A 1,496-nucleotide genomic window follows, 5' to 3' on the forward strand; every position below is an offset into this window, starting at 1 on the left:
AGTTGGCTGATGGCGTGTCAGGGGCGGTCTTGGCGGACCGCCCCTCCAACGAGTGCATCGAGCACTGTGTGGGCTGCGATCCGGGCAGCCTCCCAACGTGATCGACGACCTTGCGGACGCGACCTGGGACCGTGAACTCGACGACCTCTTTCTCCGCATCGGCCAGCGCTTTGGCCGCGCCGACCTGCGACGCCGGATGCGGGACTACGTCCGCGCCCTGCTCGGCCCGGTCGGCCGCAAGAACGGCTGGCAGCTGGCCGAATACGCCGGCCACCGCACCCCTGACGGCCTGCAGCGGCTGCTGAACGGGGCCACCTGGAATGCCGACGGCGTCCGCGACGACCTGCAGGCATACGTCGCCGAGAAACTCGGCGAGGACGACGGGGTACTCATCCTCGACGACACCGGCTTCGTCAAGAAGGGCACCACCTCCGCCGGGGTGCAGCGCCAGTACTCCGGCACCGCCGGCCGCACCGAAAACTGCCAGATCGGCGTCTTCGCCGCCTACGCCACCACCCGCGGCCGGGCCCTGGTGGACCGCGAGCTGTATCTGCCCAAGTCCTGGACAAACGACCGCGACCGCTGCCGCGCCGCGAAGATCCCCGACGAGCGGACCTTCGCCACCAAGGGAGAGCTGGCCACCGTGATGGTGCTGCGCGCACTCGCCTCGCCGCTGCCGATCGCCTGGGTGACAGCCGACTCCGCCTACGGCCAGGAATGGCGCTTCCGCCGCCTGCTGGAAGAGACCGCCATCGGCTACGTCCTGGCCGTCCCGAAGTCCCAGCAGGTGCCGCGCTTCGGCCGCATCGACCACCTGTTCACTCAGGCACCGGACGAGGCGTGGGAGAGGCGCTCGTGCGGCGACGGCGCCAAGGGCCCGCGCGTCTACCACTGGGCAGCCGTCCAGCTCCCCGTGAACAAGGACTTCGACGGCGACAGGCCCACACATCAACGCTGGGCGCTGGCCCGCCGCAGCATCAGCAGGCCCGACGAGATCGCCTATTACCTCGGCTATGCCCCGGTGGACACGGGCATCGACCGGCTGGTGCAGGTCGCCGGGCGCCGGTGGGCGATCGAGGAATGCTTCCAGGCCGCGAAGAACGAATGCGGCCTGGACCAGTACGAAGTCCGCCGATACACCGGCTGGATGCGGCACATCACCCTGGCCATGCTCGCCCACGCCTTTCTCGCGGCCACGGCGGCCCAGGCAGCCGCAAAAGGGGATGCAGAAACGGTTCCGGCACCCTGGCTCCGCTCACCGTGGCGGAAGTCCGCCGGCTCCTGGCAACTCGCCCCGCACCCCGGCCCCGCCTACCGCTTCGCATCCACGCAGTGAGCTGGTCGCAATGGCGGCGCAGGCGCCAAGCCGTCGCCCGCCACTGCCACTACCGGCGACGAACCCACTCGTTGGAGGGGCGGTCCGCCAAGACCGCCCCTGACACGCCATCAGCCAACTACACTCCGGACGACGCCTCTGACCAGGCCAGATAGCGAAA

Annotated in this window: 1 protein-coding gene; it reads left to right on the forward strand. The window is 69.7% G+C overall.

The annotated features are described in order from the left end of the window. The first annotated feature begins 97 nt into the window (after positions 1-97). Complete coding sequence (locus ACFY0T_RS50275; RefSeq protein ID WP_388885984.1) at positions 98-1,336, forward strand: IS701 family transposase; 1,239 nt, start codon at positions 98-100, stop codon at positions 1,334-1,336. Positions 1,337-1,496: the final 160 nt, after the last annotated feature.

Origin of the sequence: Streptomyces sp. NPDC001530 (genome assembly GCF_042894545.1) — a bacterium.
Classification (GTDB): domain Bacteria; phylum Actinomycetota; class Actinomycetes; order Streptomycetales; family Streptomycetaceae; genus Streptomyces.